At 59.3% G+C, this 24,864-nt stretch carries 22 protein-coding genes; 11 read left to right on the forward strand and 11 right to left on the reverse strand.

Features of this window, described 5'->3' with window-relative positions:
• The first annotated feature begins 1,159 nt into the window (after positions 1 to 1,159).
• Entirely contained in the window at positions 1,160 to 1,300 is a 141-nt protein-coding gene (locus WBG79_RS03450) for a hypothetical protein (protein WP_337355712.1), read from the forward strand.
• A gap of 268 nt (positions 1,301 to 1,568) precedes the next feature.
• Here WBG79_RS03450 and WBG79_RS03455 read toward each other — a convergent pair whose 3' ends face one another.
• On the reverse strand, positions 1,569 to 3,794 hold the full coding sequence (locus WBG79_RS03455) for a calcium-binding protein (protein ID WP_337355713.1): 2,226 nt from the start codon (positions 3,792 to 3,794) through the stop codon (positions 1,569 to 1,571).
• Positions 3,795 to 4,038: 244 nt separating this feature from the next.
• On the opposite strand from WBG79_RS03455, the gene WBG79_RS03460 reads away from it, so the two are divergent.
• The gene (locus tag WBG79_RS03460) at positions 4,039 to 4,617 is read left to right on the forward strand and encodes a recombinase family protein (protein ID WP_337355714.1); all 579 of its coding nucleotides are present in this window, start codon (positions 4,039 to 4,041) and stop codon (positions 4,615 to 4,617) included.
• Here the strand turns inward: WBG79_RS03460 and WBG79_RS03465 are convergent.
• Positions 4,588 to 5,121, reverse strand: a complete 534-nt coding sequence (locus tag WBG79_RS03465; RefSeq protein WP_337355715.1) for a thermonuclease family protein — start codon at positions 5,119 to 5,121, stop codon at positions 4,588 to 4,590. The two genes, WBG79_RS03460 and WBG79_RS03465, sit on opposite strands and share 30 nt — an antisense overlap.
• Before the next feature lie 404 nt (positions 5,122 to 5,525).
• Between WBG79_RS03465 and WBG79_RS03470 the strand changes: the two genes are divergently transcribed.
• Together WBG79_RS03470 and WBG79_RS03475 are read left to right on the forward strand one after the other, a co-directional pair.
• Complete coding sequence (locus WBG79_RS03470) at positions 5,526 to 6,503, forward strand: hypothetical protein (RefSeq protein ID WP_337355716.1); 978 nt, start codon at positions 5,526 to 5,528, stop codon at positions 6,501 to 6,503.
• A gap of 170 nt (positions 6,504 to 6,673) precedes the next feature.
• A complete protein-coding gene (locus tag WBG79_RS03475) occupies positions 6,674 to 6,877 on the forward strand; it encodes a YgaP-like transmembrane domain (protein WP_337355717.1) in 204 nt (67 codons plus the stop codon).
• Between the two features lie 537 nt (positions 6,878 to 7,414).
• Here the strand turns inward: WBG79_RS03475 and WBG79_RS03480 are convergent.
• The gene (locus WBG79_RS03480) at positions 7,415 to 8,494 is read right to left on the reverse strand and encodes a tetratricopeptide repeat protein (protein WP_337355718.1); all 1,080 of its coding nucleotides are present in this window, start codon (positions 8,492 to 8,494) and stop codon (positions 7,415 to 7,417) included.
• A gap of 214 nt (positions 8,495 to 8,708) precedes the next feature.
• Positions 8,709 to 10,238 carry a hypothetical protein gene (locus WBG79_RS03485; RefSeq protein ID WP_337355719.1) on the reverse strand — a complete coding sequence of 510 codons (1,530 nt, stop codon included), beginning with the start codon at positions 10,236 to 10,238 and terminating at the stop codon, positions 8,709 to 8,711.
• A 1,438-nt stretch (positions 10,239 to 11,676) separates the two neighbouring features.
• Between WBG79_RS03485 and WBG79_RS03490 the strand changes: the two genes are divergently transcribed.
• Positions 11,677 to 12,045, forward strand: a complete 369-nt coding sequence (locus tag WBG79_RS03490) for a hypothetical protein (RefSeq protein ID WP_337355720.1) — start codon at positions 11,677 to 11,679, stop codon at positions 12,043 to 12,045.
• A 576-nt stretch (positions 12,046 to 12,621) separates the two neighbouring features.
• Here the strand turns inward: WBG79_RS03490 and WBG79_RS03495 are convergent.
• Positions 12,622 to 12,957 (reverse strand): H-NS family nucleoid-associated regulatory protein, encoded by a 336-nt coding sequence (locus WBG79_RS03495; protein ID WP_337355721.1) that lies wholly within the window; start codon positions 12,955 to 12,957, stop codon positions 12,622 to 12,624.
• 182 nt (positions 12,958 to 13,139) lie between these two features.
• On the opposite strand from WBG79_RS03495, the gene WBG79_RS03500 reads away from it, so the two are divergent.
• Entirely contained in the window at positions 13,140 to 13,526 is a 387-nt protein-coding gene (locus WBG79_RS03500) for a LysR family transcriptional regulator (protein WP_337355722.1), read from the forward strand.
• 38 nt (positions 13,527 to 13,564) lie between these two features.
• On the opposite strand, the gene WBG79_RS03505 is transcribed toward WBG79_RS03500, so the two are convergent.
• The 5 genes from WBG79_RS03505 to WBG79_RS03525 form a co-directional block, all read right to left on the reverse strand.
• Complete coding sequence (locus tag WBG79_RS03505; protein WP_337355723.1) at positions 13,565 to 15,184, reverse strand: tyrosine-type recombinase/integrase; 1,620 nt, start codon at positions 15,182 to 15,184, stop codon at positions 13,565 to 13,567.
• A gap of 762 nt (positions 15,185 to 15,946) precedes the next feature.
• Positions 15,947 to 16,513, reverse strand: coding sequence for a YeeE/YedE thiosulfate transporter family protein (locus tag WBG79_RS03510; RefSeq protein WP_337355724.1), 567 nt, complete (start codon positions 16,511 to 16,513; stop codon positions 15,947 to 15,949).
• A gap of 12 nt (positions 16,514 to 16,525) precedes the next feature.
• On the reverse strand, positions 16,526 to 17,077 hold the full coding sequence (locus WBG79_RS03515; protein WP_337355725.1) for a YeeE/YedE thiosulfate transporter family protein: 552 nt from the start codon (positions 17,075 to 17,077) through the stop codon (positions 16,526 to 16,528).
• A gap of 197 nt (positions 17,078 to 17,274) precedes the next feature.
• A complete protein-coding gene (locus WBG79_RS03520) occupies positions 17,275 to 17,673 on the reverse strand; it encodes a YeeE/YedE thiosulfate transporter family protein (RefSeq protein ID WP_337355726.1) in 399 nt (132 codons plus the stop codon).
• Positions 17,674 to 17,975: 302 nt separating this feature from the next.
• Entirely contained in the window at positions 17,976 to 18,401 is a 426-nt protein-coding gene (locus WBG79_RS03525) for a hypothetical protein (protein ID WP_337355727.1), read from the reverse strand.
• Between the two features lie 275 nt (positions 18,402 to 18,676).
• Between WBG79_RS03525 and WBG79_RS03530 the strand changes: the two genes are divergently transcribed.
• The 5 genes from WBG79_RS03530 (at position 18,677) to WBG79_RS03550 (ending at position 24,288) form a co-directional block, all read left to right on the forward strand.
• Positions 18,677 to 19,795: an efflux RND transporter periplasmic adaptor subunit gene (locus WBG79_RS03530; protein WP_337355728.1), complete on the forward strand. Its 1,119-nt coding sequence runs from the start codon at positions 18,677 to 18,679 to the stop codon at positions 19,793 to 19,795.
• 7 nt (positions 19,796 to 19,802) lie between these two features.
• Positions 19,803 to 20,936, forward strand: a complete 1,134-nt coding sequence (locus WBG79_RS03535) for an ABC transporter permease (protein ID WP_337355729.1) — start codon at positions 19,803 to 19,805, stop codon at positions 20,934 to 20,936.
• Positions 20,937 to 20,940: 4 nt separating this feature from the next.
• On the forward strand, positions 20,941 to 21,663 hold the full coding sequence (locus tag WBG79_RS03540; RefSeq protein ID WP_337355730.1) for an ABC transporter ATP-binding protein: 723 nt from the start codon (positions 20,941 to 20,943) through the stop codon (positions 21,661 to 21,663).
• 221 nt (positions 21,664 to 21,884) lie between these two features.
• Positions 21,885 to 22,679, forward strand: a complete 795-nt coding sequence (locus WBG79_RS03545; protein WP_337355731.1) for a GNAT family protein — start codon at positions 21,885 to 21,887, stop codon at positions 22,677 to 22,679.
• Positions 22,680 to 23,247: 568 nt separating this feature from the next.
• Positions 23,248 to 24,288, forward strand: a complete 1,041-nt coding sequence (locus WBG79_RS03550) for an ABC transporter substrate-binding protein (RefSeq protein ID WP_337355732.1) — start codon at positions 23,248 to 23,250, stop codon at positions 24,286 to 24,288.
• 80 nt (positions 24,289 to 24,368) lie between these two features.
• Here the strand turns inward: WBG79_RS03550 and WBG79_RS03555 are convergent, their stop codons facing one another.
• Complete coding sequence (locus WBG79_RS03555) at positions 24,369 to 24,728, reverse strand: hypothetical protein (RefSeq protein WP_337355733.1); 360 nt, start codon at positions 24,726 to 24,728, stop codon at positions 24,369 to 24,371.
• Positions 24,729 to 24,864 lie beyond the last annotated feature (136 nt).

Below are 24,864 nucleotides of genomic sequence, written 5' to 3' on the forward strand. Positions count from 1 at the left end.
CTTCAGAAAAAAAATTCCATTGGCGAGGTTAGTGCTGGCGCTGAGTTGAGTTACGTTCCTGACTATGGGTTGCTGCGTGAGTAACGCCCAATGACATGCGCCATGAACACGGCCTTGGCAACGATGACTTCGTGCGTCCCCGCAACCTTCCCAATCGCGCACGAGTATTCACAAAGCCTGTGCTTCGAAGAAGAGCTTCAGGACGAAGGACGACCGCGGGCCGGACGATCCGCCGACGCCTCGGGGCCGCAATGCGGAGGTCGACCATCGCAGCGAGAAGCGCTCGCACGGGACGCATTGCTCGACAACCAATCCCGATGCCCCGGCTTTACGACCCGGTCCTGGTCAGGAGGCCAAGGTCAGCTATCTCGGCCGCGGTTGATGGTGAACCGCTCCGGGTTGCTGGTCGACGCCTGGGTTGCGCGTGTCTCAGGCCATGCCGAGCGCGTCGCCGCTGGCCACGTCGAGGCCCATGCCGACCGACCTCGCTCCTCGGCGCCGACCGTGGTTACCATGCGGCCGACATCGTGAACGGACTCAGGTCCATGAACGTTCGGCCGCTGCCGCCCAGAACCTCACCGCCGCATGGGTCGCTGGCGATAGACGGCCGCACCACGCGCCACGTCGGCTGTGCCGTCAACCAGCGGATCCGTAGGCCCAATGAGGACAGCTTCGCCTGGAAATAAGATCATAGCCAGACTGGAACGACCCATGGTCCGCGGCGTCGGTAGGGCTTCCACCTTCGCCGCCGCGGCCTACAACTTGGTCCGGTTGCAATAATTCAACGCGGAGACGGCAAAGCGGACGTCTGCCGCCACGTCGCGGCAGTTGCAAACCGTTCTACTGGGGCCCCACGCCAGTCGGATCGGGACCAAGCGCACGCGGCCGAGTCCGGAACCTTTATCCCGTTGCCCGCGAACAGCAATCGGGAAATCGTTGGTGCCCAGGAGAGGACTGGCACGACCCTACTGTGATCTATTGAAAAATATAGGCTTTTCGAGCGTCTCTGAGCCGCATGTGTACCAGTTCGGTGCCCCGGTCGCAACCAAGATGGATTCGGCTCCGAGTGTGGGAATCATAGTGCCCAGCGTGATTTGTACTTCTTGTGCAATCCGAACACCTCTCGGAGGATGATCTCCGCCCATGAAGGAGGACCATCATGAAACGGTCTATCGTCGAAGTGGACGGCGTCCCGCCATTAGCGTCACCGACAAGCAACGCAGTGGTGGTCGGCAATCAATGCTGGATCAGCGGGCAACTGTCCATCGGTGACGATCGGGTCATTTGGCAGGTGCAGTGAGAGCGGAAGCTGAGCGCGCATTCCGACACGTATCTAGGATCGCGCAAGCGGCCGGATTCTCGCAATCGACATTGTATATGTCGACCAAACGATTTGCGAATCCCTCCCGATTCCATCAGGTCGGGTTCCGCTCCAAATAGCGCTGGCCGGCCCGCGCCGGAGACGTCCTCGCAAACGTGCCACCGCGTCCTACCACGGGTTTCACAACTCAGGCAGATCCCGGAAGGCGTCGATCAGGGGACCAGGCGCCTTCCGTATCCAATTCCAATCAAAGAATAAAATCACTCGCGGTGAATGCGAAAGAACCGCTTACCTTGATTTCAAAATCCGCCTGTCCGTCGCCATTGGTATCCGCCTCGACATGGCTCCAGCCAAAGACGGCGGCGTCGTATCTAAGTTCGCCCGCGGTGCCCGTGAAACCATTGGTCCCGATAAATGAGAAGGACTGATTTCCTTGTGTCCCAGCGTTCGCGTCGATGAGGGCCAGGTCGAAAACATCTCCCACTTCGTAATCAAAAATTTGGTCACCGCCGTCTGAGACCGCCATGTACCTGAAAATGTCCTCACCTGATCCACCCTTGAGTTGATCACTGCCGCCACCACCAATTATGAGATCTCGACCAGCATCGCCGTTGATGTTATCTCCACCGCCGCCTCCCAGGAGTGTATCCTTTCCTGCACCGCCATTGATAGTATCGTCGTAGATTGATCCCGTAACGCGGTCATCCCCCGAACTGGTGGTGATTGAAATCTGCTCTACATTCACAATTTTACTGTCGTAAGGTAGACGGACAGTCACATTCGGATTGCTGAAGTCAAGAGTAAGACCGCGCGGCTTGGTAGTCGCCTCGAGATTCCATCGACTGAAGTCCATCTCGGCGTAATCGATACCGGTGCCGCCGTCAATTACGCATCCCTTACGATCATCCGGGCCGTTGAAGAGGCGATCATCGCCGCTACCGCCCAAAAGCGTGTCCCGCCCATCGTCCCCGATGAGGGCGTCGCTTCCGGCTCCGCCGGATAGCAAATCCTTTCCCGCACCGCCCCACACGGCGTCGTCGTACGATCCTCCGGTGATGATGTCGTCTCCAGAGCCAGAAACGAAATAGATCGTTTCGACGTTCACGATACTGGTTCCATAAGCCAACGTCTGAACGGCGGTCGAATCGGTAAAATCAGCTTTGATCGAAGTGTTAGCGTCATTGAAATAAATCTCTACCTTATCTACACCCTCACCTCCGTCGATATAGTCGCGAACACCGTCGTCGGACCCGATATTCGTTCCTACCGACGCATCCGGCTTCAGGTAGTCGTCCCCGGCACCTCCCAAGAGCGTATCTGAGCCGGTATTACCGTCTATAAAGTCATCACCCGAGTCCCCGTTGAGCCAATCGTTGTCTTCCAATCCCAGCAGGGTATCAATTCCTTCTCCGCCTCTAATGCTGTCGTTTCCTGCGTTCCCAAATATCAAGTTACCTGCTTCTGCACCAAAAATCGTGTCATCGCCGGAACCCGACGCCAGTACGAGATATTCAATCCCGCGGACTCGCGTTCCATCCGGTAGCACGGTTGTCACCGTTGGCTTACCGAAGTCGGCATCAATAGCATCGCTGCACGCACTGTAGTTGAGGTAAGCAGTATCGTCCCCGGAGCCGCCTTCTACGGTGTCCGCCAAGTTGTCATAGTTAAGATAAAATTGATCGTTGCCACTTCCACCACTAAGGGAATCTCGCCCGCTACCAGCGCCCAGGACGTCGTCGAAATCGCCCCCGATTACAGTGTCGTTACCTGCCCCGCCATTGAATGTAATCTGTTCCACATGGACAAGGAAACTGCCATCAGCCAGAGTTTGAAAAACATCGGGGTCGGAAATGTCGATATGAAAATCGATATCGGAGAACTGCCGGTCAATGTAAGCAGTATCGAGTCCGTCCATGCCATCAATCAAATCAGCATCGATGCTTTCGAAATAGTCGTCACCCGAACCGCCTACCATCCCGTCGAATCCTGCACCTCCAATCAGCGCGTCGTTGCCGTCATCTCCCTGCAGCCAGTCACCACCATCGTCTCCGGACAGATAATCGTCCCCGCCGTTACCTCGCAGAATATCATCACTACCATTACCAATAAGTTCATCGTTAAAATCCCCGCCAGTAACAATATCTTCGTCAGCGCCACCGTAAAAGCTCAACCGTTCAACGTTGACAATCTCCGTGCCATCCATTAAAATGTTCAGTATAGTAGAGTCAAAAATGTTCAGATTATACGCGAAAGTTGATCCAGTTCGGTCTATGAGCGCGTAGTCGACACCGTTTCCCCCATCAATACTGTCAGCATCGTAGCTGTAAAGACTATCTTCGCCATCGCCACCCAGCAGTGTGTCGTATCCAAGCCGACCGTCGATAATATCATTACCAGCATAGCCGCTAATAAGGTCGGGGTCCGCAGTGCCGAAAAGAAAATCGTCCAGGTTCGAGCCATTGATGATAGCCATGATCATCCCCCCGCTTACTGCATAGCGTCAGAGTTCATCCTAGAGATCTCATTTATAGTTAATTTTAGCTGATCCTTAACAATTTCATATTGGGCGAAACACTTATGAGATTACTGGCTAGCCTGGTATACCCAAACGACTCGCGTCGGCGAGACACTTTCCGCGTCTCATATAGGTAGGACTGCGGAATCCGAGACGGCAATCTCTGAGGGTCGTAACCCATATGAGACAGCCGGAGCGGATCATGACCATGTTTGGGTATGCGAGGGTCAGTACCACCGATCAGGATCTCTCGGTGCAGCGTGCCGCATTGTCCAGTGTCGGTTGCTTGATCATCCGGGAAGAGAAGCGGAGCGGTGCGAGCCGGGAAGGCCGGACGGAATTGCAGACTGTGTTGGATTTCATTCGAGACGGAGACACCCTGGTGGTTACGCGAGTGGACCGCTTGGCCCGCTCTCTTGGTGACCTTCAGGACATTGTTCGTCTCCTGAAAGCGCGTGGCGCATTCCTTAAAGCGACCGAGCAGCCGATCGACACCGGGACCGCTGCGGGTAAGGCATTTCTCGACATGTTAGGGGTCTTCGCCGAGTTCGAAACCAATCTGCGCCGCGAAAGGCAGATGGAGGGGATCGCACGGGCGAAAGCCGCGGGCGTATATAAAGGCCGACCGGCCAAGATCAGTGCCGATCAGATCCGCTCGATGAAGGCGGATGGTATTTCACCGACCGTGATTGCCACGATGTTGAGCATCGGGCGAGCGACAGTATATCGAGCTCTCGCCGGCGCTCCCGCATCACGAGCCGCACCAAGCCCTGATCCGTGATTGCTTGGCGGCTGCGCCTGGCGCCCATGGCAGGGCGTGACCTTCCTGTATGAGTTGAAGGCCCACATCGTTCCCAGCGATGCGAACGCGGGCAAGTGTTCGGCCGAACCGATCTTTGCCTTCGCGGTCGATGTCGATCGGATACCCTCGGGCAATCTCAGCCAGCCGTCTTTTCGCAGCAAAGCCCTTCACCTGCTCAGCGGGACAATTGGGGCTGCTGATTTCGGGCGTGTCTATGTTGCTGATCCGGATCCGCTCGCCCGCAACCTCAATTGTGTCACCATCGATGACCGTTGCACCGCTGGAATGCAAAACGGGCTTCACGGCCTCCCAGTTGCGCCATACGAGCAGTCCGGAGCCTATCGTGACTCCAACTACCGCCGCGAACACGCAATCCCGCACCATTGCGGAATTGTGCCTCGTTTGCTTTGGGCGAATGGGGTTCGCACGCGCCTTCAGGCTCCTCATTTCAATAGATTGATAGAGCGCCGGGTTGCGAGTCAATCACGGCTCAGATTGAGGTGGAATCCGGCTTGGCGCATTTCAGGTCCGAAAGGTCTACCTTCAGAATCCTCGCGACAGTCGGCCCGCCTTGTGCCCCGCGTTCTGACCTATGGGGCAACCCCGAACTGGCTCCCGAGGAAGCGGGCTGACTCATTATAAATAAAATGCCGGGTCAGCCATGGAAACACAACCTTTGATTGACAAAATGGCCGGAATGGTGTACTCTTCACCTCTTCCATGATCCCACATGCGGCGTTGAGGGGACGGCTTCGGCCGGGGCCCTGGGGCTAACCGACAAGATCCCGACGAGGCACTCGACCTCGATGACACCTGGGCGCCGCGCGCGACCCGGGAAGTATCATTGTTGCCAAATGAGAAAGTCGATGTCGAACACGGAACGATCCGTGACCGATATCGTGTCCATCAGTCGCGATACCGATCGCCAATTGCGGCGACATGGAAATCAATGCCGGTCAACCGGCGATTACAAGAAACCAATTCATGAGGTGATTATGACTTTTCAATTCCGAAATTTCTTCGCCCCCTCCGAACGCGCGGCAGCGCGCGATACCGTCAACATGTACGTCCGCGCGTTCACGGCGGGTCTGAAAGCCACCCAGTTCGACTTCGTATGGGGAACTTGTCACATCCAACTCGACACAAAAGACGGACTGGATTTCCGCGATCGATCCCGAATGTCCGATGCCGCTATCGGCCGACACAAAGCGATGATGCACGCATTTGAGTCCATCGTCGCGCGAACTCGGGCCATCGTCGATCGAACCCATAGCGGATACGAGATCCGAATCGCCGTCTTCATCGACGACAAGCCCGGTTCAGCGCCGCACTTCCATTATGTCTCCGCGGTGCCACTCGGGACGGCAGCGGCGATCATGGCGGCGAGATGGGAGAGGCAGATCGGCGGCGCGCGCATGTACGACTTCAATTTGGTGGACCTTCGCGTCGAGGCCGACCAAAGGCGCAAGCGAAATGACATCTGCTACCGAACCGGCCAGCCAATTCGTCTCCGCGATGTGATCATCGAGAAGCTCGAATACGCGGCCGGGTTCGTCGAGACAGCAGTGAAGGCGGGACACCGACACGACCACCTAGTCCGCTTCTTTCCGCGACAGCTCTCGCCACTGGCAACGCCACATCGCCGTGCAAGGGGTCGAGATATTGCGAGACAGATTGAACCGACGGCGCGTATCGAACCGGTCGTGAAAACGATCAAGCTCGAAGGGCTCTCAAACCGCCAATTACGGGCCTACATCGAGAACTTGGAGCGAGACGGAAAAGACCACGGCGCGGAGATATCAGCGGCCCAGGCGCAACTGAGGGCGAACCGCCGCGCTGCTCTTCTGAACTCGCGAATGCCTTGAACCATTCCATCGGCCGCTGTCCTCCGGGCAGCGGCTTTTTTCATGTGCGCTCCGAACTGTGATGAGCTTTCGCTTCCTGGTCTGCCATTCTCCCTATGACCGGAACCGCCGCGTTGACGATATCCCGCCACGTGGCATGCTTACTGGGTTCAGTTTCAGGAGGGCTTTCGATGTCACTGGAACGCGCAATTCTTCTGGTGGTCGGTGTCGTGGTTGTCGGCTCCGTGCTTCTCGCCGTCTACGTCGACCTTCGGTGGCTCTGGCTGACAGGCATCATGGGTGCACACCTGATTCAAGCGTCTTTCACAGGTATGTGCCCGGTGGTTCGTGTCCTGAAAAGGATGGGAGTGCCGAGTCGAGCGGGTTTCGCCTGAAGCCCGCATGCAATAGAGGGCCACTCGTCGGACCCGATCCCCGCGCGAGGGGAATGGATGTAGCTAATCATGAGAAGAAGACGAATTTTACCTTTCGACCGGCAAGGTGCTGCGCTTTTGGTACTTTGCGTACTTGCGCTCACGATGGGCCAGACCCAATTCGCCAAAGGCGCGGACGAAGTCGAGACCACTCGCCGTGAAATTGCCGAGGCGTGTGCAGGTGAGCCAGGCACGATCGACCCGCAGTCGATCATTTCTCGGGATCTTACAGCGGACGGCACAGCTGACTTACTAATCCATCATGAGGGGATAAAATGTGGGGGCGGCCGCAGGAGCCTATACTGCGGAATGCAGGAATGCTCTCTACAAATCTACGTCCGTCGAAATGGCAATCTATTCTTGTCGGGCAGCTTTATGGGTGCAGCAAGTGTGAATGTCAGCAACGAACGCGTGCCGATCATTCACAGCTTCGCACACGGAGGGCGGCCAATCCAAATACGTTGGAATGGGACCGAGTTTAAAAACCAGTAGCACAATTCAATTTACGACCAGCACATCTCCCGTTTCGGTGTTCTTGCACATATTGTCCGTGATGTGGAACCACGGATAACTACACTCTGTCCTTCGATTGTTGTATTTTTTCGCAACCTCCGGATCATCTGGTAACAAGATCATCAATCCAAGCGTAAGCAATCCCGCAGCCATAAGGGCGTGACTGATCTCGCCTTTCGGTTCCGTTGCCTTCAACCGATGCACTGCAATCTGATTTCCCGCTTCCGCGGATTTTTTGTACCACTGCCGGGCAAGCTGCCGATTGGGCGGCATACCCACGCCCTGCATGATCAAATCCCCGAGCAAAACCTGTGAATCTGCGTAGCCCATGCGAGCTGCTTTGGCGACATATTCGAGGGCTTTCTTGCCGTCCTTTTCCACGCCCTTTCCATTCTTATGAAGCAGCCCGATCCGGGAGTAAGCCGGAGCGAAATCCTGGGCAGCTGCGAGTCGATACCACTTCACTGCCTCATCATGTTGATTGCGCGACTCGAGAAGCGAACCGTAGGCAATCTGGGCAGGGGCATATCCGGAAGTAGCCGCCTTCTTCATCCAGGTATCGGCAAGAGCCGGATCATGAACTTGAAATCGTGTATCAAGGTAAAGGTATGCCAAGCTCATTTGTGAGATCACATGCCCGGATTCGGCAGCCGCTTGGTAGTGGGAGGGTGTCAGAGATTTCTGGGCCATCGCCCGGTACCATTCAGCCCGGTCTGGCCCCAATTGGTCCTGGGCTCGTTTCGCCGTTCCCCAAACTTGCCGATACAATTGGAGAGCGTAGCCCACGTCCTGTTTCGGGCCGTCCGCCGTATAGGCTCGTGCCAGGCGATAGGTCGGGATCGGGTTCCATGGATCCTTCCGCGCAGCCTCCTCACAGACTGCGATGGCTGCCGAGGATAGCGATGCATCAATCTCAACCACGCCTTGGGTGGGCTTGTTTGGTTCGTCAGGTGAAGCGGCGAGTTTGCCGCACTCCATCTCGACGTTCACAGTGGTAGTGGCTGCCCCAGCGGAGCTGATCTGAAAGGCCAGAACTACGGCGCCCAAACGCGCAAGCGAGAACATGCAGAACCCCAGATAGCTTACATTGAGCTGACAAACAGGGATCCACTGTGATCAGAACGCAACTGAAAAATCCGTGAACGAGCCGGGACAATGTCTCATTTCGCGATGTGGATGATTGTTCTGATAAAATCTAAGCCCAGCACGGTGCCATGTAAGTACAAAATACGTTGTTCTCGTCTCTGCGAGATAGGTTCAACGCACGCTGACTACGCCTCTATCTAACCTCAAGATCCAAAACCGCCCGCCGGGCACCTCCCGCGTTCCTGATCACGACTACCCTGCGCAATCGTGGGAACTGCTGCGAAAAGTGCTCAAGCTTCCAGGCGCGAATTGCCTCATCCGTTATCGTTGCGCTCTCGCCTGCGCCGACCTCTATAAAGATTACCTTTGCCTGGCTTCCTGATTTGGATCCCACGTTATTTGAGATGATATTGTCTATATTTTTGCTGTTCGCAATGACGGCGTCCCCGGTCAGGTCTTCAATGGTATTAATGTTGTTCAGCTGCGCATTTGGCGTCTCAGACGTAAAGAGATGATAATCGGGATTGCGGACTCCTGGCCCGCCCGACTCCGGCATACCTCTTACGCGTTTGATCAGCCCCATTCGCCCCAACTGCGCTTCTTGGTCGAGCCAAGCTCCAAGTCCATTTTCAGCAGCTGTCGCCCCGGGGTTCAAATTCACATATGGCTCCGTGAGCCGGACTGGAACTCTGGTCGGTGCTGGCGGGGGCTTGTCGTAGTGTTGCTGTATTCTCTGGGGAAGCTTGTTCTTCGGAGTGGGACGTACTTGGGCCGGTTGTACGGGGGCCACGAGCGGATTGATTGTGAGTATGAAGAATATGCCGTCTCTCGCAACCTCCAGGAAGTCAGCATAGGCAACTGCCATGGCTTGAATTGCTTTCTGCTTCGCGGAATAGATACGCGGCGTCGACAGCGGATCCATTCGTGGAGGAAAGCGGCGGCCACCATCTCCTAGTGTCCCTTCTCCTGCGTTCGGCTTTGAAGGAGTGTCTGCGATATCATCGATATTAATGTCGATTGTCACGCTGTCTTTGTATTCCAGCGTGATAAACTTAGAGTAATTTCCTCCGACGGCTCTATGGCTCAATGAGTAGTAGGATCCAGCCCAATCGTCAACATAGACGGCACCAGAAATATTCGAGCCGACATGGACTTGAATAGATGTTGCTAGCGATCCACCCTTTTTCGCAATGAGTTCAGCGTTCCCTGGCTTCTGTGGCACTATATCGACGTACAAAAGATCTCTCGCATACCACCATGTAACTAATTTCGCTATTGTGTGATCATCAAGCTCGACCGTGCATCCTTCCGCGTTCTTCAAAGTGACGGTTGCACTGCTACCCAATTCGATATCCTGCCTCCATAGGTCGCCGGTGAACGTCAAGCCGGCCCCGGCCATTCCTGCGTCCGGGTCCTTGTAGAACTGAGGGTTTGCAGACTCAGCGACCTTGGTCGCAAGGAGTTGGCCTTTGCCGTATGTAGCGTCGACCCATCCTGGACTGTCCTTCGTTTTGACCGGGAACGTCCAGCTTTCCTTCGTTGTGGAGTTGAACCAGGAAAGGTGTACGAAGTTTCCTTGCACCTTCCATCGGCCTTGTCCGGTCATGCCATTCAGCGGGTCTTTCCATGTGACCTCACCCGTGGCTTTGAATACGTACAGCCACTTCCATTTCATGAAAGTAACTGTCCAGCGGCCAACCAAATCGTCAACATTGCCGGTCATGCCTGAGCTCCCCAGCAGGTTCAAAGATATGAACGAACATAACAAGCGAGAAGGATGACGTCACACGTCGTGCGCTTCAATCAGCAGAACATCAATTCATCGAGATCGCGACCGAAAGCTAGCCATCTGGACTTGCATTGCGAAGTTTGCGGACACATTTGCTGATTCAATGCCGAACATAATTCAGTGCTGGAAATCAGCGATAGATCAAACTTCAAGAGCGTCCTCGATACTCAACTGCTACGCAGGCGAGACCTTTCGGTCCCGATCGCCAGTTTCATATCCACTGTTCTCGTCCACTCACGAATGTTCGGAACACACTTCGGGCCGGCACTGGCCCAAAGCGTGTTTCGGTGTCTCACGACTGTCCCGTCGCACATTGGATCTCGATTAACCCGCCGGCGGGGAAGGGGCGGTTCTGCGGTCTCCCTTTTACAATCGGCTTCTCGATAGAGCGCCAGTCGCACGGGCCGATCCAACAACCTCGTGCTATCTCCGGGTCGTAAGTGTAAGCGTTGCCCGGTCGTGCCGGCGGCGATGCGCGCCGGCTTGAAATCATGATGTACTGCTTACCGCGTCCAAGGCGCCCTCGAGCACTCCTCTGAACCGCGGTGCCGCCCTCGCCCATGTTCGAAGGTGGGATCGGAATCCCGTCTTGTACGTACCTCCTGTGTTGGCACGCCCGGGCTATTCAATGACGCTGCCCGTTGCGTTCCGCGCGAAGCGGCATAAGTTTCAATTCCATGAATATTTATGTTCGCGCGAACGCACGTCGGACCTTTTCCGGACAAAGTTGTCGAGCCGTCATTTCGGACATCGCCGGAACTCCATGCGATGACCGCCCGGGAAGGTTCTCACATATCGATCCGGTCCCGACCACACGATCTGATCCGAGTACGATTTTCCTCGGACGACTTCCGTCAGACGATTGCCTTCGAGTCGCCAACGTCCCGTGGCGCCCGGTCCCGCATAAGTACCGTTTGCGGAGTACTGAACTGTTTCTCCGCTGTCGCAGCCTAATGGGAACTCGACACCGGGCTGGATGCCCAACCATCGACCTACAAGTGGGCTACCGGTTGCGCTCTGAATCAACATGATGGACGGCTGCGCGCCAAAAGAGTTTTCCTTAAACGGGGCATTCGCGGACGAATCCGGGAAGAGGGCAAATGTGAGCGTCACAATGCCCTGAGCTGCACTCATCATTGCTTGCCTCCCTGAATTGATAGGTAACGCCAGCTTCGCAGCTATAGGGCCGTGAAGGCCTGCCCCGCCTTCAGCTCCGTCAATGGTGATCCGATCAATCATCCGGTGTCGCGAACCACGGCCCGGTTACCGTCTTTCGTCAACTGGCGCATTGGTCTGCGCATCACATGACAAACTCGTCAGGAATGATACGCTGCCTTCGCGCTATTATCATTATCGCAAACGGAGGGCTCTCATGCGACGCTGGCACTTGGTCGTCTCGATTGCCGTCGTGCTCGCAAGCAACTCTGAAGCAACGGCCCAGGCCAAATCCGCGCAACCCGAGTACGTGGGGCGTTGGGCTCACAAGCCCGCATGGTGCAAAAACCGTCGAGGCACCTCGGATGAAATTCCACTGGCGTTTTCCCTCGGTGGATACCAGGGTCTGGACGAGGCCTGCCGGTTTGAAAAGATCGTGGGCGGATCCGGACGCTGGCAGATCTTCCAAGTTTGCTCGGGCGAGGGGGATAGCCACAGTGACCGGGTAGAGTTGGCCGTGAAGGGAAATAAGCTTACAATGAGCTATCAGAACGGGCAGAAGTTCCAGTTCACTCGGTGCCCGTGACCCCTTGATCGGAGAGCTGTCGAACACGCACCCGACACCTATGAGGCCATCCTAATAGGCGAGGTCCTCAGACGAAACTGTAGGCGGGATGGCTCATGCGGCCGAATCGGATTCAGGATTGCCCGATTACCCGTGTCATCGAATTCCGCGCACGCAACTTCGTTAACGAAGTTCCCTCTCGATATCAGCCAAAGCCAGCTCAGCTTCTCTGGCAAGGATAGCGGACTCTCTGCGACGATCCTTCACCGAATTCCGAGCGCTCTCCAAAAAGTCTGAGATGGTCTCGTCGTCGAGCTGGTTCTTATCAATGAGTCTCGTCATAGCGAGAAACACGTCGGTCTGAATGCTGCGGCCACGAACCGAATAGAATTCGACTTGATCACGGCAGAAGCGTCTGATTTTCAGTATAAGAGTATTGTTTTGGTCCATTGTAAGTTCTCCATGAATAATACACTGTGTATTTATACCGCGCGCATGGCAGTCCTAACGGAATCTCACAACGTGAATGTACAAAGGGATAAGTGGTATCCTTCTCATAAAAAACGGGGCCGTCTCCGGCCCCAGTTTAGGTAGATACTACTGCGTTGGCTCCGAAGGTACGAAGAGTTCTTCCCTGTCTCCGGCGTAGTTCTGGAGCCACTTCGGAGTCGGGCCTTTTTGCTTCCAAATCTTTGTCTCTTCCGGATCCGGATGCCGGTAGTGACCACTTCGTTTGGTTCTTTTCTCCGCGGTGGGTAACAACGCCTTTGGCTCGAGGTCAAGTTCAGCCGCCATTTCTGCCACCCTTCGTTTGTACTCCTCAATCTTTGTAGTCTGCTTGCGAGCGATCTCCATGTCGACGCGCTCGCGAATCTCTTTCAGCAGTGGGATATCGAGCATGGGGATGCGATCCAAGAACTGAGCTTGGTCCATTATTGTCTCCGTGTCGTTCGATGCTTGATGTGGGCTCGCCGCGAGAGTTTTGTACGCCATTTGAACATGAGTCGTCAATGAAGAATTTTAGAACAACACACAAATACTTTGTCTAATCGGAAAACCGATGACATATGATTGGAAGGCTGGTAGGCGATTACGATCAAAGAGGGAGGCGTCTCATGGGTTGGGTGATGAAGGGCTCTTCAACAAAGCATGGGCAGTGGGAAGGTGACTGCAATCTCGTGAACCTACTCACTTTTGCAGCAGTAGTATCGACGCATAGTTGCTCAAAAGCAGGTCGCTCAGATAATATTCAACAGCCAACAATCAGTACACGTATCTGGCAACTCGAAAATGCGACCGGACTTACACTGTTTCAAAAGGTAGGCAAGTCCGAGATGCATCTCACCGACGACGGGCGTGCTTATATTGAGCGAGCTTTGAATCTGTTGGATCAAGCAATGAACGAAATCGAGGATGCACGCCAAAAATTGCAATTGGCCCGCAACAATTCTGTTCAGCAACAAAAAGATCACAACATTGGCAAAATCGATGACCCGCAATGAACGATAAGCATACGCCCTCAACTCTGGCCGGATGCGGATCAGCTCTGCCCGGGAATGGGGATCTTTGATATCGCGTCAGCTTTCAGCGCCATGCTGATAGACCTGTACCTGCCTGCAACTCCCTTCGGCGAATGTCCTTGGATCGCATCGGCGATTGAGTCCGGGATGCCAAGCTCTGCGCACTTGGTCTTGAACCAGTGCCGGAGAGCGTGAGACGGCGCTTTGCGGGGATCAGTGAACCCTTGCTCGCGAATCCACGTGGCGAGATGGTTTGTTACCCCTTTGGATGCATGACGAGCTTCCGGGCGTCCCGAAGTGTGCGTGTAGAACAAGGAGCCATCGCCGCGTGCTCTAACGAATTCAATAAATCCAGCCTTGACCAGTGCCGGATGGATTGGGACTTCACGTTCTGATCCCGGGTTCTTCAAAGTGCCTCCGTCCTCGGCCGGAGTTATGAACATGGTCGAGTCGCTGATGTTTTTTCCATGGAGTTGGGCAAGCTCACCGATTCGAGCACCGGTGCATGCGGCGAGCAGCGGGAGCCAGCGGCGGGCGGCGTTGGTCTCGCGAGGACACATAGAAAGAAGTCGCGCGACCTCGTCGTCTGTGTAGCCAAGCATCTTTTCACCGGCTCGCTTTTTCACGACGATCCGGATGTCTTCGGCCGGGTTTCCGGCTAAAAGCCCGTTGTCTACCGCGAAGCGGAAAACCGCTTTTAATGCGGAGATCGGGCCGTCCAGCACTGCCTTTGCAGAGCGCCCGTTTGCAATCAAAGCGTCCTTAAAACGTATTACGTCGGCTCTCGTGACCCGCTTTGCATCATTGTGACCGATGTGCGCCTTGAGGGCACGAAACTCAGAACTCCACGTAGCGATCGTGCTTGCCGCCGGCTGTCGCTCTGCCTTCCACCGATCAAACAACTCGTCCAGAGTGAGGCTCGGCTTTGCCGCTTCGATCGGAGGGAACCGGTCAGCCTTGGGGTCGGGGGTGTAGTCGCCAGCGGCATTGCGCTTCAGTCGCCAAGCCGCGTCCGTGACTGCCTGATCGATCTGCACAATGAAGTTCGTCCGGCACTGCCGACTGATATGCAGTTGGTTGGCGTACAGCACCCAATCGGCGAGTTTGCCGTATCGAGCTTCGAGCACTTCGGGGCCCAGAGGCAGCGCGTTCAGTCCCGATGTTAGGTCGGGGCCAAATCGACCAACTGCAGACCGCTCGCGTTCGAGATTGTCGGGGTCTAACAATGGGACGTCGTTGACCCGTCCTTCACGGGCTGCCCGGTTGTTGGCCTTCACGCATGCCCATATATCGCACGAGCCGGGGTCGTCTTGGTACCGCGCAACGAGGAGTCGGTAAGCCTCGCCGGAAAGCGCGACAAGTTGCTTGTGAGTGAGTTTATTCGGCCCCTCCCGCAAGTTTTTAAAGCGCAGTTCGATTTGCGCATTGGCAGCAGCCGTTCGCGCCTTCGCCTCCGCGGGGTCGCGCGTCCGAAGCGAGAATTTGATCTCATTCCCGATCGTGACGCCGATCGGCTCGTCGATCCCGGGGATAGTTAGAATGAGCGCATCGCCGCGCGGAATGTTGTGCGGTACCCGCTTGCGAAACTGATGGTGGGAGCTGTCGGCGCGCTTCGTGGGTCTGGTCATGGCAAGCACCATGTGTACCGCTCCTGTGTACCGGTGAGCGGCCCGAAAACCCTAAAATATCAATGGATCAACAGGTTGGGAAGTGCTGGTGCCCAGGAGAGGACTCACTCATTTCCAACAAGTTGCTTCCATAATTGAACATTCATAGCGTCATGAAAGTTGAATACCAATAAGCATACCAACAAAACCTCGGCGTTCAGAAGGTTTTTTCGGCCGCGACCAGATCGACTCTACCCTCTAGTAAGATCGTTCGACGCGCGGAGAACGTTGACTTGGTAGCGGTTCCCGCCCCAAGCAGCCAATCCGAATAGGCACGTTGTTTTGCGGCACTAGCGCGATGTCGACGAACGGCGCTCATTTTCGCGAGTTCCGCTTTTCAGATCCGCCCCGGCGCTTGGTACTCGCGCCAGTCGGGCATGAGATCGAGTTCGATGCCCTTTGCGCCGCATCCCGAGCACACGAGCTTCGGCTTGATTGAGGTGAAGATCATCTCGGGCGGGTAGTCTGCAAGTTTGATCGGCGCACGCCGGCCGCACCGTATGCAGCATTCCTTGGCGATCGGAATGTGCGGCACCCAGCCGCCGATCAGCAGGCCTGGATGAAGAACAGCAGGGCGACGCCGACGCGCGCCGAACGGGGCGCGGCCGCTTCGGCCATCGAGAGGGTTTCGGCAGGATCGGAGGTCATCCCCGATCCTGTAGCCGATTCGGACCGAAGGCCAGCCGGCCACTCGTGCGGGACAGCCCCGCGGAAGCGACCAACGGGCGCGGTCGATCAGCCCTGCGGGCTCCGAGCCGCGCCGCTCCGCTCGACGAGCGCGAAGGCGACGACGGCCACCAGCGCCAGCAGACCGAACAGGGTGAGATCGGAGAGGCCGGTGAGCTCCGGCAAGCGCATCTTGCCCCACTGGGCGACCGAGATGACGTTGTCGCGCAGCCACGGGAAGGACAGGCCGTACAGGATTCCGCCCGCGATCATGCCGACGAAGCCGACCGCGGCGTGCAGGCTGCCTCCGCCCATGGCGGCGATCGCGGTGCCCGGGCAGTAGCCGTAGACGACCATGCCGATGCCGAAGATCGCGCCGCCGAGGGCGACGGCGAGCATGTTGGCGTCCTTGACATGGTACTTTGCCATGCCGACGTCGATGAGTGCGAGGACGCCGATGCCGCCGACCACGATCGCGGTCAGCATGATCTTCAGGACCGTAAAGTCGCGCAGGCGGAACTGGTTGACGATCGTGTCGTAGTCGGCGACGCGGCCGCGGTGCAGGAGCCAGCCGAATGCGAAGCCGAAGACGACCGCGAGCACGAAGGCGCCAGGGCCGGTGACGGGAAGGGTCATGACGGGTCCTCCTCAGGCCTTGCGGAACAGGATGGCGGCGGTCGCGAGGCCGGTCGCGAACATGGCGACGAGGAACGTCCAGCCGGAGACCGCGAGCTGGAGACCGCCGGAGATGCCGTTGCCGCTGGTGCAGCCGTTGGCGAGGCGCGCGCCGTACATGGCGATCAGACCACCCAGGAACGCAGCGACCATGCGGCGACCAGTCGAGGGCCCGAAGCGCTCGCGCCAGACGGAGGGCACCGTCTCGAAACGGAAGCGGCCCGCCGCGACCGCGGAGGCCGCGCCGCCCAGGAAGACGCCGACCAGGAAGAGCGTGCCGTAGTCCAGCACGAAGGGGTTCTTGGCCCAGTAGGCATTCTTGGCGACCGCCTCGGCGCCGATCAGCGGAATGGCGGCCCCGCCCGAAACCTGGGAAAGCGCGGTGGTGATTCCGAGCGGAGCGTTGACGACGGCAAAGACGACCCAGCTCAGGACGCCGATGCCGATCCCCACCATATAGGGAGACCAATCGATCCCCCCGCGGACGGCGGGCCGATCCGCGGTCGAGAGACTCGTCGCAGACATGAGGTTGCCTCCTCTTGCAGTATGGCTCAACCATAACATTAGATATAACTAATTTAAAGTGGGACAGTGCGCACGGGACCGCGTCGTGCAGGCTCAGCCCGGGGTCGGTGCCGCGCCGGTCGGGGCTACCGTGTCGGGTGCCGCGCGGTCGACGAGCCAGTCCGCCAGGCCCGCGCCGGCCCACATGGCCACGAGCGTCATCCAGGCGACGGACGCGAAGACGGCCGCGCCCGAGACGCCGCCCCGACCGCGCAGCCGCCGGCGAGCATACCGCCGAAGCCCATCATGACCGCGCCGGCGATGTAGCGGCGCATCGACTGGCCGTCCCGGAACCCCTCCAGCTTCAGGTCGCCACCGCGCCAGGCGCCCAGGAAGGCGCCGATGAAGACGCCCGGCACGAGGGCGGTGTCGAAGTCCAGGCGCGCGGTTGCCGAGCTCAGGACGAGCATCAGGGTATTGGCCGAGGGCCCCGTAAAGGAGAGGCTGCGGACCGGGGTGGGATCGAAGCTCGACGCAGCGAGCGCGTCGGTGAAGATCCAGCCGGCCGCGACCGCCGCGCCGACACCGAGGCCGCCGGCCCATTCGGTCGGGCGCATACGGCTTTTCACCGCTTAGACGATCCCGGCGACGAGCCAGACGTGGCCGACCAGGACGGCGCCGTCGCGATCGAACCCCGCGGCGGCTGAGATCGAGGAGCCGCGGGTCGTCCACAGTCCAGAGTGCGGCGAGCCGGTCGCGGACCGGCGAGAGGATCCCCCGGAGGGCGGCTTTTGAACGGATCATGAAGCATCCGCCCCGTTGACAGCTTTGTTGACCAATCTCGTCGAGCGGTCCCGCGCCGGAACCCGCCGTGCACGCCCGGATCCGGCTCTGTCGTGATCGTTGGCAGTCGACAAGGTCAGCCGGCGCGAGGCGCGCGGCTGGCCGCGGCCCTTTCCGGCACCGGGCAGCTGAACACCTCGTGACGCCGGCCGTGGTCCGAGTGCCGAAGCGGACGTCGGCGATCAATCGACCAGTTCGCCCGGTTCGGGTGAGCGAACGCAGTCGCGTAGGCGTCCAGCGCCTCGATCACGGCGATGCTGCCGCTGCCGTCTTCAAGGTCTGGCTTTCGTTTCGAGGTAGCATCGGACGGCGCGACGACCAGGTCGTCCTCGAACAGGTCCGGGACTTCATCCAGAGGCACATCCGCCGCGGCATCGTCGACCTCGAGCAGACGCGACCCACCCAGGGAGCCGCTGCAGTCGTCGGCTACCAGAAGGGCGAGTACGTCTATCTCGCCGCGGCAGGTTGGAATGTGGCGAATTCCGGATGCGGGCGTGACCATGCCGTGGGCCTACTGGTCGGTCGCGGGCTTCTGCTGCAGGGGCCTGGCGGGAAGTCGTCGACCACCCTCTCTCGTCGTGTCCGGTGACCGACGGGATCGTCCTGGCTCACGCCCGGATCACCGTCCGACCGTCCGAATTCCGTCCGAAACTAAGTTTGGCGGGGTCCGCCGACGCGCAGGACGGACCGCAAGTGATTGCATCAGCTGCTCCTAATGATTAAAGATTCAGGCAATGTAATCGGGATCAGGTCTCAATGAATCGGCGAGGTGCCGTCGTGATCGGGGTCGTGGGCGCGATCGCGGCTGCCGCGGCCATTGCCTATTGGAGTACGCGTCCCGCGCCGGTCACGGTCGTTGCCGCGGAGACCGCGGTATCCGTCGAGGTATTCGGGGTCGGCAGCATCGAAGCGCAGGTGCTATCGCGAGTCGGCTTTGAGGCGGGCGGCGTCCTCTCGGAACTTCTCGCCGACCAGGGGGACATGGTTCTGAAGGGTCAGGTCCTGGCGCGGCTGCGCGACGACGAGCATCGCGCGCGATTGGCCAAGGCGGATGCGGCGATCCGCCAGGCGGAGGCGAGCCGGGAGAAAGCGAGGGCCCAGTTGGAGCGCGCCCGGGTAGTGCTCGCCCAGAAAGCTCAGAGCAACGAGCGCCGCCAGACCCTTGTCGAGCGCGGGGCCGTCTCGCGGGAGGTTGCCGAGGACACTCAGGCGGCGGCCGACATCGCCAAGTCCGACGCCCAAGTGAGCGCCGCCGATCTCGCGGTTTCGGAAGCCGCGCTTGCCGACGCGACGTCGCAGAAGAAGCTCGAGCAGGTTCTGCTCGACCAGCATGTCCTAGCGGCGCCCTTCGATGCCCGCGTGATCGCTCGGCACAAGGAACTGGGCGTGGTCGCCAACGTTGGGGAAGCCGTTTTCACGCTGGTGGACCCGGCGACAGTCTGGGTGCGCGCCTACGTGGATGAAAGCGTTGCAGGCGATTTGGCCGTCGGCCAGCCGGCCACCGTGCGGCTTCGCTCGCTGCCGGACCGGGTTTTCCAGGGCGAGATCATCCGCATCGATCTGGAGAGTGATCGCGTCACCGAGGAGCGTCGCATCTACGTCCGCTGCAAGGCCCATACGGAGGACCTTTTTCTCGGGGAGCAGGCGGAGGTGACTGTCCGCAAGCGGGTCGCCGAACGCGCCATCCCGGTACCGCTGACCATGGTGGAAGGCTACGACGGCAGGTCGGGCACGGTCTGGACGGTGGAGGACGGGAAGCTGGCGCGTCGGTCGGTGGACTTTGCCGACAGGCTCCTCGACGGCCGGCTTCTGCTGCGCACCGAACTGCCGACCGGCGTCGCCGTGGTCGCCTCCGGCGAACGCCTCGTCGTGGGACGGCCCGTACAGATCCGGTGAGGCCGACATGAACCTGGCAGTCCGGGACATCCGCCACAATCTCGGCCGATTTCTGCTGACCTGCGTGGGGCTTTCGCTGCTCCTCGGCATCGTCCTGTCCATGATCGCCATCTATCGCGGACTGGTGGCCGAGGCATTGACCGTCTCGCGCGTGGCCGGTGCCGACGTATGGGTGGTCGAAGCGCGGACCCGGGGCCCCTTCGCCGAGTCCTCACGCCTGCCGGACGACACCCGCGCCGCGATCGCCTCCCTTTGGGGTGTCGCCGGCGCGGGCTCCGTCGTCTATCAAACGGTCGAAGCCACCCATGACGGCCGGACGCTGCGGCTGCAGGTCATCGGGATCGAGACCGACCGCCCGGGGCGCCCGCCCGCCGTCGTGGCCGGTCGGCCGATCATGCGTAGCCGCTATGAGGCCATCGCGGACCGGCGCACCGGCCTGGTGCTCGGAGAACGGATCACCCTCGGTCGCGACGTCTTCAGGGTCGTCGGACTGACCGACGGGATCGTCGCCTCCGGAGGCGATCCCGTCATCTTCATCACCTTGCGCGACGCCCAGGTCCTGCAATCCGAACTCGCCCCGCCGGCGGCGCGCCGCGAACTGGCCCGGGGAGCCGCAAGCGGCGCGACCGGGACCGTCAATGCCGTCGTGGTCGACCTCCAGGCCGGTGTATCGCCGGAGGCCTTCGCTTCCGAGGTCAGACGGTGGAAGCACCTCTCCGCGCTAACGCAGGCCGAACAGGAAACCGTCTTGACCCGATCCGTCGTCGAGCGCGCGCGTCGGCAGATCGGGCTTTTCACGGCCCTCTTGATGGTGGTGTCCACCGTCATCATCACCCTGATCATCTACACGCTGACCATCGACAAGAAGAAATCGATCGCCACCCTGAAGCTGATCGGTGCACCGGACACGACGATCGTGGGGCTCATCCTGCAGCAGGCGCTCGCCATGGGGGCGATCGGATTCGTTGCCGGCTCGCTTATGATTCACGCCGTCAAAGACTATTTCCCGAGACGGCTGGTGCTCGAGGCAGCCGACGCGGTGACACTGTTCGTGATCGTGATGCTCGCCTGCGTGCTCGCGAGCGGTCTCGGCATTCGGACCGCCCTGCGGATCGATCCTGCAACAGCGCTTGCCGGGTGATCCGATGAGCCAGTCTGCGGAAGCCCTTATCCAGGTCCAGGCCATCTCCAAGCACTTCGGAGAGGGCGAGGCGCGCGTCGACGCATTGCGCGCGGTGTCGATCGAGGTCATGCCTCGGTCCGTCGTCGGACTGCTCGGGCCGAGTGGCTCCGGCAAGAGCACGCTCTTGAACGTCATCGGATGCATCCTGGAGCCAAGCGAGGGCCGACTGAGGCTCGCGGGCGAGCTCGTGTACGACAACCGCTGGCTTCGATCAGACTTGCGGCGGCTCCGGCTCGAGAAGATCGGCTTCATCTTCCAGTCCCACAACCTACTGCCCTTCCTGAGTGCGGTCGAGAACGTGGCGGTGGTGCTCACGCTCGCGGGTGCGGGCGCGGTCGAGGCCCGGCGACGCGCCCGGGACTTGCTCGACTACCTCCAGGTCGGCCGGCGCGCGGACGCCATGCCCGGGCAGCTCTCTGGCGGAGAGGCCCAGCGTGTGGCGATCGCACGCGCCCTCGCCAACAATCCTGCCATCATCCTCGCCGACGAGCCGACGGCCGCGCTCGATTCCGAACGGGCCGGCATCGTCATCGATCTTCTGAAGACGGTCGCCCGGGACCGCAACGCCGCCGTGGTGGTGGTCAGCCACGATGAAAAGATCTACGGCCGTTTCGACCGGATTTTTTCGCTGCGCGACGGCTGCCTGGAACAGGTTCAGACCCCCGGCATCCACAACCCTGTATAGCAGTTTAGCAGACCGCCGCCTTCATTCGTGCAGATCAGATAGAGGCCGACTACCGAAAACAAAACCGCCGACCACGAAGGCCGGCGGGAAAAGTCGGTAGCAAGCTACTCAGCAGTCTATTTCTACTGCATTCCTCTGCAAGGAAGGCAAGCTTGGCTTTAAGGGCATGAGATGGCCATGTTAGAATGCAAATGCGCAGTTAAGTCCAAAGGAGGGAGGGCATGTCCGGGTACTTCGGAACAGAGGCGCAGCAGCGTCTACAGGCACTCGCGGAGCAGCGTAACGACATCATCAGCGCAACGCCCGGCGCTTGCCAGACCGCCCGCTTCATGAGTTGCGACGACTTGGACCGGTTCGGCTGGGACCGAATAGAAGCGTACCTCGACCAAGACGGCATCTGCGGGTTCCGCCTGCTCCCCGCCGATCGGGCCGAAGAGCTACGCTCACGGCTCGCCGCTCGCAATTTTCGCTTGGATACCTGGAACGTGTTTCTCGCCGACCGCGATGCCGCCCTGGCGGCCTCGGAGCCGATCGTCGCCCGCGGCCTGCCGGCGGGACTGGTCGACCTCGCGCGACCGACGGATCCTGAGGGCGAATACACGTCGCGCATCCAGGGCCTGATGGCCTCGGTGGGCGTCATGCCGTTCTCCGGCTCCTTCCTGGTCGGGGCGCTCGTCCCAGCGATAACGAGTGTCGTGGGTACCGAGGACGGAGAGGTCGTGGCAACCGCGCACGGCAGCATGGGCCACAACGCCGAAAGTCGATACGCTCGCTATGCCTGGGGCGGGCTCGCCGCGGTGGAGCCGTCTCGCCGGGGCACCGGTCTGGGGACCCTGATCAACGCCCGGATGGTCCACAGCGTCTTTCACGAGCTCGGCGCCACCCATGTCCACGAGTTCGTCTCCGCCTCCAACATCCCGTCGCGGCGCATGGTCGAAGCCTGCGGCCTGCGGCACACCCCCGAGCTGGTCAGTGGGATCGCGGTGCCAAACGAGAGCGCCCGCTTCACGCGATGACCCGTGCGAACGCTTCGGCCCTCACAGACCGGGAAACGGATTGCCGGCGGCTCAGAACCAATCTCTCGGCGGCTGGGCCCCTCGCACTGTCTCAGACAAGCTACGACTTGCCGCGCCTACGTGGGCCATCTTTATCCATCTCTTCTCACGCCCTACCCGTAAGCCTCCTCGTCCTCCGGCGCCCAGTTTTCCCGGTACCACTCCTCGTTCACCTACATGTACCATTCCGCGAGCTGCGGAAAGAACGCCGACGATGCCTTGGCAAAGTCGATCATCTCGGCCGGATCCGACCCGCCCTGCACATTGAGGTCGCGCCAGAAGCCGACAGGGCCGCCCGGGCACGACGCTGGCGATGAGGAGGATCAGCTACGGGAGAGGCGCGTCTTGATGATCACAGAACTGGAACTCCGGACGTCGAAAAGAGCCGGGGTCGCAGAATTCGCTGCGCAACAGCCCCGATCGCGGCAAGCCCGGCTTGCGATCGCCCGCCCAACAGCTACAAACTAGACCTGACGAGGCGGTCATCTGGTGGATGTCGGATTAGCCACGTACCGATTGGCACCGCTAGTTGAGCCGTGACTTCCTCCTCGACGGCCTCATCAAATTGAGGCGACTTGACATAGGGGACTGCGGGATGCGGTTAGCCATTGCTTCTCTCTGCCTCTTCGTCTCGATGACGGGGCACGTAGCTGCCGACACATCGAACAAGAGCGCTCGAATAGGGATGCTGTGCCCTTCCAAGTGTGTCGGGGCTGGGTACGTGGTCTTTGACGAAGAATTACGCAAATTGGGCTGGATCGAGGGCCGCAACCTAACAATCGAGCGAAGAGAAGCGGAAGGGCGGTACGAGCGTCTTCCGGGGCTAGCGGCAGAAATCGTCGGACTGAGACCGGACGTAATCGTAGGTCCGTCATCCACGGTAGCTCGGGCCGTGAAGGATGCGACATCAGAGATCCCGATCGTCTTTTCTTTCATCGCCGATCCTGTCGGGGCAGGCCTAGTACAAACCCTCGCACGGCCCGGTACAAACGTGACCGGCGTAACCGGTATCATCACGGGAGAGTACATCGTCAAGAATTTCCAAATTCTGCACGAGCTAGTACCTAGTGCGCGGAAATTTGGGGTCCTTACCAATGCTCTCAACGAGACGGCGAAGCGGAGGGTAGCGATCGAGGTGCCTGTCGCTTCCCAGCAACTCGACTTGAAGGTTGAGGTGGTCGAGGTCCAAGCGCCGGGCGATATACCCGGCGCAGTGGCGAAGCTCCGAGAGCTCAAAGTCGACGCGCTCGTCGTGGTCAGCGAGACAATCTTGAGCACCCCGGCTGACAGACTGCCGGATCTCATCGCGCAGGCAGGTATACCTGCAATCTATCAATCTCCGGAAGCGGTCAGGGCAGGAGGCCTAATTGCGTACAGTTGGGATACACTAGGCGTGAGCCGTCGTCACGCCCAGTACGTAGACAAGATTCTACGAGGTGCTAACCCTGCGGAAACGCCCGTGGAGCAGCCGACACGATACAATCTGTTGATCAATATGAAGACAGCAAAAACTTTGGGCCTGGTGGTGCCTAACTCTCTCCTCGTTGCCGCTGACGAACTGATCGAGTGAGTAGATGCTAAAAACCCGGCCCACTCAGTGTTGTCCCAAGGCCCGCCAATTTCTAACGAGCGCCTGGACGCTTGTCTGTGTCAGCGGCGAGATCGAGGGACCGCCTCCCAGGGTCCTCCGCCGGCACAGGGGCATTGACGAGAACCATGACTCCGTCGCCCGTGTAGCTCGCTAGCGTCGCCCCATGCGCCGCGATCGCGGCCGAGCGCCTCGTAGTAGTCCGATAGCACGCTCTTGACCTCCTCCGGCGGCGCCTTGGCCGAGAAGGCCGTGAAGCCTCGCAGGTCGCAGAATGGGGCGACGACGAGCGTACGCCGCGCGTCCAGCAAGGATCCGTCGCCGCTTCGATCGACGAGTTCAGCCACTTGCGGCGCCAGAAACCGCTTGAGCCGGTCGATGCGCTCCTGCCGTTCCAGCGAGAGCGCGAGACCTTTCGCCATGGCATTGAAGTTCTCCGGCAACCGCTGGCGTTAATCACTCGAGTCAATGTCGACAGGGCACCAGCGTCCTGTAGCCGTCGGAGGAGGGCCAGGATAACGTAGTTGGACACCAACCGAGCCCGGTAGGGGAGTGACC

Source organism: Prosthecomicrobium sp. N25, assembly GCF_037203705.1.
In the GTDB taxonomy this organism is placed as follows: Bacteria; Pseudomonadota; Alphaproteobacteria; order Rhizobiales; family Ancalomicrobiaceae; genus Prosthecodimorpha.

Bases quoted from the DNA above. Each gene is read 5' to 3' on its own strand.
- WBG79_RS03450 (WP_337355712.1), top strand. From the start codon at position 1,160: ATGAAACGGTCTATCGTCGAAGTGGACGGCGTCCCGCCATTAGCGTCA.
- WBG79_RS03455 (WP_337355713.1), bottom strand. From the start codon at position 3,794: ATGGCTATCATCAATGGCTCGAACCTGGACGATTTTCTTTTCGGCACT.
- WBG79_RS03460 (WP_337355714.1), top strand. From the start codon at position 4,039: ATGACCATGTTTGGGTATGCGAGGGTCAGTACCACCGATCAGGATCTC.
- WBG79_RS03475 (WP_337355717.1), top strand. From the start codon at position 6,674: ATGTCACTGGAACGCGCAATTCTTCTGGTGGTCGGTGTCGTGGTTGTC.
- WBG79_RS03480 (WP_337355718.1), bottom strand. From the start codon at position 8,494: ATGTTCTCGCTTGCGCGTTTGGGCGCCGTAGTTCTGGCCTTTCAGATC.
- WBG79_RS03485 (WP_337355719.1), bottom strand. From the start codon at position 10,238: ATGACCGGCAATGTTGACGATTTGGTTGGCCGCTGGACAGTTACTTTC.
- WBG79_RS03490 (WP_337355720.1), top strand. From the start codon at position 11,677: ATGCGACGCTGGCACTTGGTCGTCTCGATTGCCGTCGTGCTCGCAAGC.
- WBG79_RS03495 (WP_337355721.1), bottom strand. From the start codon at position 12,957: ATGGACCAAGCTCAGTTCTTGGATCGCATCCCCATGCTCGATATCCCA.
- WBG79_RS03500 (WP_337355722.1), top strand. From the start codon at position 13,140: ATGGGTTGGGTGATGAAGGGCTCTTCAACAAAGCATGGGCAGTGGGAA.
- WBG79_RS03505 (WP_337355723.1), bottom strand. From the start codon at position 15,184: ATGGTGCTTGCCATGACCAGACCCACGAAGCGCGCCGACAGCTCCCAC.
- WBG79_RS03510 (WP_337355724.1), bottom strand. From the start codon at position 16,513: ATGACCCTTCCCGTCACCGGCCCTGGCGCCTTCGTGCTCGCGGTCGTC.
- WBG79_RS03515 (WP_337355725.1), bottom strand. From the start codon at position 17,077: ATGTCTGCGACGAGTCTCTCGACCGCGGATCGGCCCGCCGTCCGCGGG.
- WBG79_RS03520 (WP_337355726.1), bottom strand. From the start codon at position 17,673: ATGCGCCCGACCGAATGGGCCGGCGGCCTCGGTGTCGGCGCGGCGGTC.
- WBG79_RS03525 (WP_337355727.1), bottom strand. From the start codon at position 18,401: ATGGTCACGCCCGCATCCGGAATTCGCCACATTCCAACCTGCCGCGGC.
- WBG79_RS03535 (WP_337355729.1), top strand. From the start codon at position 19,803: ATGAACCTGGCAGTCCGGGACATCCGCCACAATCTCGGCCGATTTCTG.
- WBG79_RS03540 (WP_337355730.1), top strand. From the start codon at position 20,941: ATGAGCCAGTCTGCGGAAGCCCTTATCCAGGTCCAGGCCATCTCCAAG.
- WBG79_RS03545 (WP_337355731.1), top strand. From the start codon at position 21,885: ATGTCCGGGTACTTCGGAACAGAGGCGCAGCAGCGTCTACAGGCACTC.
- WBG79_RS03555 (WP_337355733.1), bottom strand. From the start codon at position 24,728: ATGGCGAAAGGTCTCGCGCTCTCGCTGGAACGGCAGGAGCGCATCGAC.